The organism is Methyloglobulus sp. (genome assembly GCF_046714055.1).
In the GTDB taxonomy this organism is placed as follows: Bacteria; Pseudomonadota; Gammaproteobacteria; order Methylococcales; family Methylomonadaceae; genus Methyloglobulus.
Map to the genome: position 1 here is coordinate 1 of NZ_JBKKBJ010000172.1, position 8,208 is coordinate 8,208.

An 8,208-nucleotide genomic window follows, 5' to 3' on the forward strand; every position below is an offset into this window, starting at 1 on the left:
AAATTGGTCACGGTTACCCGCGACTTGCCCACCGCATCGGCTATTTGTTGATGGGTCATGGTAAATTCATCGAGCAACCTTCTTAAGGCTTCGGCTTCTTCCAGGGGGTTAAGGTCTTGCCGTTGGATGTTTTCGATCAGGGCAATCGCCATGGTGGCGCGGTCGTCGATGTCTTTGACGACTACCGGTATTTGCTGTAGCCCTGCCAGTTGGGCGGCACGCCAACGCCGTTCCCCTGCGACGATCTCGTACTTATCCTGGCCGAGTTTGCGTACGATGATGGGTTGAATGATACCCTGCGCTTTTATGGAATCCGCCAGCTCCTGCAATTTTTCAGGATTCATATCCTTTCTGGGTTGAAACTTGCCCCGTTGAAGATACTCTATCGGCAAAGTGTGTGAAGGGTTTACTGCTTCTTTTGCAGAAACATCGCCCAACAGGGCATCTAATCCTCGACCTAATCCGCGTTTCACCAAAGCGTTCACCTTTTGTTGGTTTGTGTCATCTGCTCAGTTTAAGATCAAGACCTTACTCTGTTACGACCCTTTTTTACTGCCTTCTTTTCTCAGCATCTCACCCGCCAGGGCAAGATAAGCTAAGGAACCCCGTGATCCCTTGTCGTAAAACAATACGGGCAAACCGTGGCTGGGCGCTTCTGCCAGACGAATGTTCCTGGGGATGCAAGTCCTAAACACCTTATCGCCAAAGTGCTTGGTCAACTGCTCGGAAACATCTTTGGTCAATCGGTTCCTGTCGTCAAACATGGTGCGCAGTATGCCTTCTACATAGAGGTCTGGATTAACCGTATCCTTAATATTCTTGATGGTGCGCATCAGGGCTGATAATCCTTCCAACGCGTAATATTCGCACTGCATGGGGATCAATACGCTATTGGCCGCAACCAAGGCATTTAAGGTCAGCATGTTTAGGGACGGCGGGCAATCGACCAGGATGTAATCATAATAGGGCTTGATAAGCACCAAACCATCGCTTAAGCGACGCTCCCTGCGGTCTTCTTTCAGCAGGCGTATTTCGGCGGCGGTAAGGTCAGAATTTCCCGGTATCACCGAAAAGCCGAGTTCAGGTAATTTTATGATGGCCTCGGTTGCGAGCACTTCTTTCATCAAAATATCAAAACTGGTGTAACTGACGGTTTCCTTATCCACACCGCAACCGATTGCGGCATTGCCCTGGGGATCAAGATCGACCAACAACACCCGCCGTTTAGCCGCAGCCAATGCAGCAGCCAGATTGACAGCGGTTGTGGTCTTACCGACACCGCCTTTTTGGTTGGTCAGGGCAATTACTTTTCCCACTCGCTTACCTTTTTCTCGCCAACATTTTCTTTGTTAAGTTGTATGCACACCAGATTTCTTTCCGTCTCAACACCAGGGACGAGAACAGGAATGACTGTTTTTTTGGCCTTAACCTGCGCCAGTTCCGATTCAGCACAACGCCCTTTCATCGCTAAAAACCTGCCATTTGTGGCGAGTAAATGCTGGGTCGAGTCGACTATTTCAGACAACTCGGCAAAAGCTCGCGTCAATACCGTACTGAAACGTTGCTCAGGTTGATAATCTTCTACTCTGCTATGGAAAACCTGCATGTTAGACGATTTTAATTCCAGCACGACCTGCTGCACAAAACGGGTTTTTTTGGCGTTACTGTCCAGCAAAGTAAATGCTATGTGTGGCAAACAAATGGCTAACGGGATACCCGGCAAACCCGCACCTGTCCCTATGTCGATTATCCGTCGGCCTTCAAGATAAGGAATAACCGTCAAGCTATCCAGCAAATGTAGCCTGACCATGTCCTGCTTATCTTTTATCGCCGTCAGGTTATACGCTTTATTCCATTTTTCAATCAGGCTGATGAAACAGAGCAATTGTCCGATTTTTTCCTCATCGACCGACAGGTTGAGAGCCGCAATGCCATCAACCAGAATATCGCGGCAAGCTTCCATCAAGCGCTTTTCTTTTTTAGGTAGATCAATAACAAAGAAATAGCGGCAGGCGTCATACCCGGAATTCTTGAAGCCTGCCCCAAGGTTTCTGGCCGTTGCGCCTTGAGTTTTTGGCTGACTTCATTTGACAGGCCGGGAACGCCTGTATAATCCAAGCTATCGGGAAGGCGCAAGTTGTCATAGCGCAAGGTTTTGTCGATGTCGGTTTGCTGCCTGACGATGTAACCGGCATATTTGGCCTGGATTTCAACCTGTGCGCCAACCTGTTCAGGAATCGCTTCACCACCTTCAAGAAAGGACAGTAAACGCCGGGCATCAACTTCGGGACGACGCAACAACTCCATCAAGCTGGCTTCCTTCAGCAAAGGTTTCCCCCAAAATTGTTCGGCTAGCTCCGCTTCTGCGCTTTCGGCCCTGATCCATTTCTTTTTCAGGTTGTCCTGGAGATTGGATATAGCTTCCCTTTTGCCCTCAAAGGCTTGCCAACGGGCATCGTCCACCAAGCCTAATTCGCGGCCTTTTTCAGTCAACCGCAAATCCGCATTATCTTCCCTTAACAACAAGCGGTATTCCGCACGGCTGGTAAACATGCGGTACGGCTCTTGAGTGCCACGGGTAATCAGGTCGTCGATCATCACGCCCATGTACGCCTCATTCCGCCCAGGACACCAGTTTTCCCGCTCTTGAACCAATCGTGCCGCATTCAGCCCAGCAATCAAGCCTTGTGCCGCAGCTTCTTCATAGCCCGTCGTGCCGTTGATTTGACCGGCAAAGAACAAACCCTTCATGTGCTTGGTTTCCAGAGACATTTTCAAGTCGCGGGGATCAAAAAAATCATATTCTATGGCATATCCGGGACGCACAATTTCAGCATTCTCAAAGCCTTCCATTGACCGGACAAATTCGTACTGCACATCGAAGGGCAAGCTGGTTGAAATGCCGTTAGGATAGATTTCATGCGTATCCAGGCCTTCCGGCTCAACAAAAATCTGGTGCGTATCGCGGTCAGCAAAGCGCACGATTTTGTCTTCTATCGACGGACAATAACGTGGCCCGATCCCTTCAATCACACCTGAGTATAAGGGTGATCGATCCAAGCCGGCTCGGATAATGTCGTGCGTTTTTCGGTTGGTGCGGGTAATGTGGCAAGGGATTTGTTTCGGATGTTGCTCGCGCTTGCCCAAGAAAGAAAACACCGGCACAGGATCATCGCCGACCTGTTTTTCCAGTTTGTTGAAATTGATAGTACGGCCATCAATGCGCGGCGGAGTTCCGGTTTTCAACCGGTCAATCCGAAACGGTAACTCACGCAAGCGTTCGGCCAAGGCAATCGAAGCTGGATCACCCGCGCGGCCACCGCTGTAATTTTCCAACCCGATATGAATCTTGCCGCCCAGGAAAGTCCCAGTGGTCAATACCACTGCCCTGGCAGAAAAATCCAGCCCCATCTGGGTTTTAACGCCCACGACCTTATCGCCTTCAACAATCAAGTCCGCAACGGTTTGTTGAAATAAGGATAAATTGGTTTGGTTTTCCAACATGCTTCTTATCGCTTTTTTGTACAAGCTACGGTCAGCTTGGGCGCGGGTCGCCCTGACCGCTGGGCCTTTACTGGCATTCAGGGTGCGAAACTGGATGCCGGCAAGATCAATAGCATGAGCCATGATCCCGCCCAAGGCATCAATTTCTTTGACCAAGTGACCTTTGCCGATGCCGCCCACCGCCGGATTGCAACTCATTTGCCCCAGCGTCTCTATATTCTGCGTCAGCAGCAGTGTTCGCGCACCGCATCTTGCCGCTGCCAGCGCTGCCTCGGTACCTGCATGGCCGCCGCCGACCACAATCACATCAAAATCTTTTTTGAATTTCACAAGTGTTATACACTCTAATGTACGCTGTAAAAATTGACTGTCACTCACACAATCAGCCTAATTATAAGGGGTAAACGATGAAAAAACGTAAAAATATGAATAAAATAGAAGATATTCCCAACCAGAACCCAGTGGCAAAATTCGCTCATTTGTTCAATAAGGCGCACATATTTTCTGATAAAAGCAAATACTGCCGCAAAGAAATACATGCGAAGCAGGAGGTTTCTCCATTCATTCTGTCCAGAATGAATGGAGAAACTTCTTGATAAGCGTTTTTATAGATTGACTTGGAACTTTCCCGCCTTAATGTTTGCTGTTGCTGATTCGCAGATTCAATTTCGACGTATGGACAGGCTCGGCGCTTTGTGTATAGGACACTGTGCGCGCATATTCGCTATAAATACGGAAAGATTAAACTTTTTATGGAGGCAAGTTGATGGTGTCAACCGAAACACGCGAGAGTAGCAGTTAGACCTGCGACATCAATATTAACATTCGCGCCAATGGAGGTTTAGATGGGCGTTGATGGGGAAATAGCTTTTTTTCGTGTAACTTGTAGATGTGCCGAAGTACGAGGCACATCATTCTAGTATGCAACGATGCGCTTCCCTTCGTTCAGCGCATTCTACCGAGCTGATCAGAAATTCAGGTTCGTCCTCACACCGACTACCCATGCCTCCTTTGGCCCAGGCAGGTTCACTCGCGGCAGGTTCGCTCCGGTTAAAGCCGAATCGATGTACTGTACGTCAGCGGTTACATGCAGCCAAGGAGATATAGCGGCATTATAAAATGCTTCGAAACCAGTTTCGTCATTGATTCCCAATTGGTTGACCAAGGGTTCATCACTGGCGCCCAGCGCATATCCGCCTATCCCCCAATTGTCATTGGGCCGCCAGGACCCCACACCGACACCGCCCAGGCCAAAAGCGGCATTCCATTTGATGGGATTGGGATGACCATCAGATACCCCTGCGCGTAGGAAAGGCCCCCATCCACCCTTCGAATCACCTTGGATATATTGATGGGCATTATAGTAAAGCGCCCAAGTGTCTGCGTTGGTCTTGACCGCCTCCCCTGTTTGTATGAGCGATGCCAGTTGCGAACGGGAGTCAGCACCGATATCGAGTTTCTTCCGGTCGAATCCGTAAACGAAACCTACTGTTTGCTTTCCGGGCAAACCGGCCAGGGTGTGTTTGAATTGCCATTCGGTCAGAAAAGTGGTCCCGTCAGTCCGTTCGAAAGGGTTATAGCCCGCTGTTTCTTCGGCATTAATAAAGCCCGCCGATCCGATAATATTTTTAGTCGGCATAAAAATGGCCGATGCCCCTAATGTGGTTAACAAAGGTACTGCGGCTCCACTGACTGGCGAAAAGCGCATTCCAACATTCATAAAATGGGAACGGGAACGTATCGATCCGGCAAATTCATTTTTGTCTCCATCCGCCGTGTTAATCAGGCCGAATGCCAGCCCAAACTGTTCTGACAAAAACTGGGCATAGGTCAATTCAGTGAGCGCCAGCACGTCTTGGTTGGTATGGCCCGGAACGGCTGGAGATATAGCATCGCCGTTAGTTGGCAATAGGCCGCCGGCCCGAATCCCCACTGAATCCCCTACTCTTCCCTCACCCCGCACCGTCAAGAAGCCGCCCGGCCAAAGCCCTGCCTTACCGGTATCCACTTTTAACAGCATATTGAACATCGCATCGCTTTCCGTCTCGCTAATATCAGGTAACAATGGGCTGATGCGGTTGCCGGGGAATTTGCTTAAAAGCGATCCGTCATAGCCACCGGACGCGACGTGTTGGGTCACATGCGTAGCATCCAAATCCACTGTCACGCCCTTTTCGGCCATGTCATTACGAATGCCCCCCCAATCGCCGGTCAGTTTGGATCGCGAAAGCAGGTCACCAGAAAAATTTACCCCGCTTGCGGTTTCGTCACATTGGGCGGCATCACTCAATGCCAGTGAACTCAATAATGCAATTTTAATGATCGTACGCATAGTTAATGCCCTGTTATAAAAACTATTAAATGAAACAGCTTTGTGGGATTGTGAAAAATTAAACTAAAAATAATTATCTTACTTTTTAGTGCCCGCGAAACATGTGTATTTTCTGTATTTAACCTTGTGTAATTTATGTAAAATAACATATACAATTAACAAATTACAGGTTGAAGAAAAATTGGTTGATGCTCGACGCAAAGATTCAGCAGGCGATTAGGGATTTGATTTTCCCAGAAGCGTCGATTCAGACGATAGCAAAACTCATCCAGATACTCCTGTACATAGCACATCGGTCGAGTTGACAAAGGACTTGGTGAAGCGCAGACTTGCGGCTAGGCGGTCGTGAGTATCGAAGGACGACTGGAAAACCATTTTCCCGTGCCAGCAATACCCCGCGACTTCATCAGCGCACGAAACCTTTCCACGGAACGGGAAAACCAGGCAGCAAAACCAAATCAACAAAGCAAACCGGGAGTCAAACCATGAAACAGATCCAGACCACATTCAAAATCCTCGCCGCCGTCGCGCTCGTAGCGCTCGCCGTGGGCTGTGCCAGTGATCTCAAGGACAAGGAAAACTTGGCAGTCGCCGCCGGCTTCAAAGTCATCACTCCTGTCAAGCCGGATCAAGTGGCCCTCCTCCCGACGCTGCCGGAGGACAAAGTCACGCAGATCAACTACCAGGGCAAGACCTACTACGTCCTGCCTGACGTGAAGAACAACCAGGCCTACGTCGGTGGCCCCACCGAGTATCAGGCATATCGGCAGATCCGCCTGGCCAAACAAATTAGCGACCAGAACCTCCGAGCCGCGCAGATGAACCAGGACTCGATGAACTGGGGCGCGTGGGGCGGCTGGGGTGGAGTCGGTCCAATGGGCGGATACCGCTGGTAGTCATTTGGTAGTCATTCAGGATGCCCGCCGATCTGCCCAGCCCTCGATTGTGAAACGCGTGGGCTGTCTCCCACTAGGCGACCCGTTAAAGCCGGACGGGGCATGTTGCCCTGTTCGCAGGATTGACGTGATTCAAATATAAAAGCACTCAGCCTTGGGCGCATATAGTCGCATTTTGAAGTTAACAGAACTATTCGGTGCTGGCATCCAGTTCGCCCCCTAGTCAGCGCCTGTGTTATCGTGTTGAATACAATAATGTTGTTTTGTTTTTTCAGCAACTTACCTGTATTGAGCTTTTCGCTCATAACCCGTTGTGCCTCTCCAGGGCTTTAATCCGGATAAATACGGCTAATTTTCGAGCCTTGCAGGCCCAATCCGGCCATCAACCCCTTCTCACCGAAGATGAACGCATACACGCCGTTTTGCGCTGTCGTAGTAGTGAGTGATTTGGCCATTCCCTTGTCAACGATGACAATACTCGGGCCGACACCGATTTCCCAGCCTTCGCTACGATTAAGGTAGTTCAACGAGGCATTGTCCATGAAAAACAACGCATAGCTGAACGATTCCACGCCGACTTGAAGGCCATAAGATCCGGCGAGGATATTGTAATAACCCGCTGTTCTGCCGTTCTTAAACAAAGCGCCGCCACTGCCATATTGCGCGCCAACCAAAAAACCGGCTTTAACGATGCCTGGAAATACCAGTATCCCTTTGGCCCGCTTCGCCAAGTGTCTGGCCTCCGGGTTGTTTGCGTAAAGATCCTGCAGTGCGGCATCAGAATCACGGGTGATATCCGCTGAGGAATTTGCCAACTGACCGCCCGTCGATTGACAGCCCGTGAGAGCCAGCAGGCTTACCAGTAAAAAAACTAACAATTTACTATTTAACTGTTTAGTCCCATTATTAAGTGGTCTGGTTTATCACCAACTTAAAGAGGAAAAGCGATGGGGAAAGTATTGCACGGAACAGCCACGACCACGCACGCTACAAGAGCAAAAACACAAGCGTCTGAAGCGGGCATCCGCGAGTTAGCGGAACCGCATAACATCAACCCCAAAACGGCCCACAAATGGAAAAAACGGGACTCCGCAGAGGACCTCAAGTGTGGTGCCAAACCCGGTCAAGGCAGTGTCCTGACCAGCGTGGATGAGGCCGTCATCGTTGAAACCCGGCGTAAGGCCCTGCTGCCGCTGGACGACCTCTACGACCTGCCCAAGCCCTTGATCCCCGTGCTGACGCGCCCCAACCTACACCGCTGCCTGCACCGCCATGGCGTCAGCCGCCTGGTCGACTTGCTGCCGCCGGAAGAAAAGGGGCGAACCAAGGCCTTCAAGGGCTATGCCCCAGGCTACCTGCGCATCGACACCGCCCAAATCAATCTGGGCAAGGACAAATGGTGTCTGTTTGCCGCCATTGACCGGGCCACGCGCTATGTCTACGTGGAATTGCATGACAACAAGCGCATGGGGGCCG

9 protein-coding genes and 2 pseudogenes are annotated in these 8,208 nt (G+C 50.3%); 3 read left to right on the top strand and 8 right to left on the bottom strand.

Annotated elements, in window-relative coordinates:
* From ACLQ6D_RS10245 to mnmG, 4 genes are all read right to left on the bottom strand, one after another.
* On the bottom strand, positions 1 to 476 hold a 476-nt coding region (locus ACLQ6D_RS10245; protein WP_411727193.1), incomplete at its 3' end, for a ParB/RepB/Spo0J family partition protein.
* Positions 477 to 536: 60 nt separating this feature from the next.
* Entirely contained in the window at positions 537 to 1,316 is a 780-nt protein-coding gene (locus ACLQ6D_RS10250) for a ParA family protein (protein ID WP_411727185.1), read from the bottom strand.
* Positions 1,304 to 1,963 carry a 16S rRNA (guanine(527)-N(7))-methyltransferase RsmG gene (rsmG, locus tag ACLQ6D_RS10255; protein ID WP_411727186.1) on the bottom strand — a complete coding sequence of 220 codons (660 nt, stop codon included), beginning with the start codon at positions 1,961 to 1,963 and terminating at the stop codon, positions 1,304 to 1,306. The genes ACLQ6D_RS10250 and rsmG overlap by 13 nt, the downstream gene beginning before the upstream one ends.
* Positions 1,963 to 3,834 carry a tRNA uridine-5-carboxymethylaminomethyl(34) synthesis enzyme MnmG gene (gene mnmG / locus ACLQ6D_RS10260; protein WP_411727187.1) on the bottom strand — a complete coding sequence of 624 codons (1,872 nt, stop codon included), beginning with the start codon at positions 3,832 to 3,834 and terminating at the stop codon, positions 1,963 to 1,965. The genes rsmG and mnmG overlap by 1 nt, the downstream gene beginning before the upstream one ends.
* Positions 3,835 to 3,911: 77 nt before the next feature.
* On the opposite strand from mnmG, the gene ACLQ6D_RS10265 reads away from it, so the two are divergent.
* A complete protein-coding gene (locus ACLQ6D_RS10265; protein ID WP_411727188.1) occupies positions 3,912 to 4,100 on the top strand; it encodes a hypothetical protein in 189 nt (62 codons plus the stop codon).
* A 371-nt stretch (positions 4,101 to 4,471) separates the two neighbouring features.
* Here ACLQ6D_RS10265 and ACLQ6D_RS10270 read toward each other — a convergent pair whose 3' ends face one another.
* Both ACLQ6D_RS10270 and ACLQ6D_RS10275 read right to left on the bottom strand, forming a co-directional pair.
* Positions 4,472 to 5,836, bottom strand: a complete 1,365-nt coding sequence (locus tag ACLQ6D_RS10270) for a carbohydrate porin (RefSeq protein ID WP_411727189.1) — start codon at positions 5,834 to 5,836, stop codon at positions 4,472 to 4,474.
* 155 nt (positions 5,837 to 5,991) lie between these two features.
* Positions 5,992 to 6,123 (bottom strand): annotated as a pseudogene (locus tag ACLQ6D_RS10275) (IS1595 family transposase); the annotation flags it as partial.
* Between the two features lie 198 nt (positions 6,124 to 6,321).
* Here ACLQ6D_RS10275 and ACLQ6D_RS10280 point away from each other — a divergent pair.
* Positions 6,322 to 6,732 carry a hypothetical protein gene (locus ACLQ6D_RS10280; protein WP_411727190.1) on the top strand — a complete coding sequence of 137 codons (411 nt, stop codon included), beginning with the start codon at positions 6,322 to 6,324 and terminating at the stop codon, positions 6,730 to 6,732.
* Positions 6,733 to 6,743: 11 nt separating this feature from the next.
* Here ACLQ6D_RS10280 and ACLQ6D_RS10285 read toward each other — a convergent pair whose 3' ends face one another.
* Both ACLQ6D_RS10285 and ACLQ6D_RS10290 read right to left on the bottom strand, forming a co-directional pair.
* Positions 6,744 to 7,037: a hypothetical protein gene (locus ACLQ6D_RS10285; RefSeq protein WP_411727191.1), complete on the bottom strand. Its 294-nt coding sequence runs from the start codon at positions 7,035 to 7,037 to the stop codon at positions 6,744 to 6,746.
* A 24-nt stretch (positions 7,038 to 7,061) separates the two neighbouring features.
* Positions 7,062 to 7,610 (bottom strand): YSC84-related protein, encoded by a 549-nt coding sequence (locus ACLQ6D_RS10290; protein WP_411727192.1) that lies wholly within the window; start codon positions 7,608 to 7,610, stop codon positions 7,062 to 7,064.
* A 69-nt stretch (positions 7,611 to 7,679) separates the two neighbouring features.
* On the opposite strand from ACLQ6D_RS10290, the pseudogene ACLQ6D_RS10295 reads away from it, so the two are divergent.
* Positions 7,680 to 8,208, top strand: a pseudogene (locus ACLQ6D_RS10295) (IS481 family transposase); the annotation flags it as partial.

What these genes read in the sequence shown, in the direction of transcription:
- rsmG (WP_411727186.1), bottom strand. Translation starts at nt 1,963, where the DNA reads ATGGAAGCTTGCCGCGATATTCTGGTTGATGGCATTGCGGCTCTCAAC.
- ACLQ6D_RS10265 (WP_411727188.1), top strand. Translation starts at nt 3,912, where the DNA reads ATGAAAAAACGTAAAAATATGAATAAAATAGAAGATATTCCCAACCAG.
- ACLQ6D_RS10270 (WP_411727189.1), bottom strand. Translation starts at nt 5,836, where the DNA reads ATGCGTACGATCATTAAAATTGCATTATTGAGTTCACTGGCATTGAGT.
- ACLQ6D_RS10280 (WP_411727190.1), top strand. Translation starts at nt 6,322, where the DNA reads ATGAAACAGATCCAGACCACATTCAAAATCCTCGCCGCCGTCGCGCTC.
- ACLQ6D_RS10285 (WP_411727191.1), bottom strand. Translation starts at nt 7,037, where the DNA reads ATGAGCGAAAAGCTCAATACAGGTAAGTTGCTGAAAAAACAAAACAAC.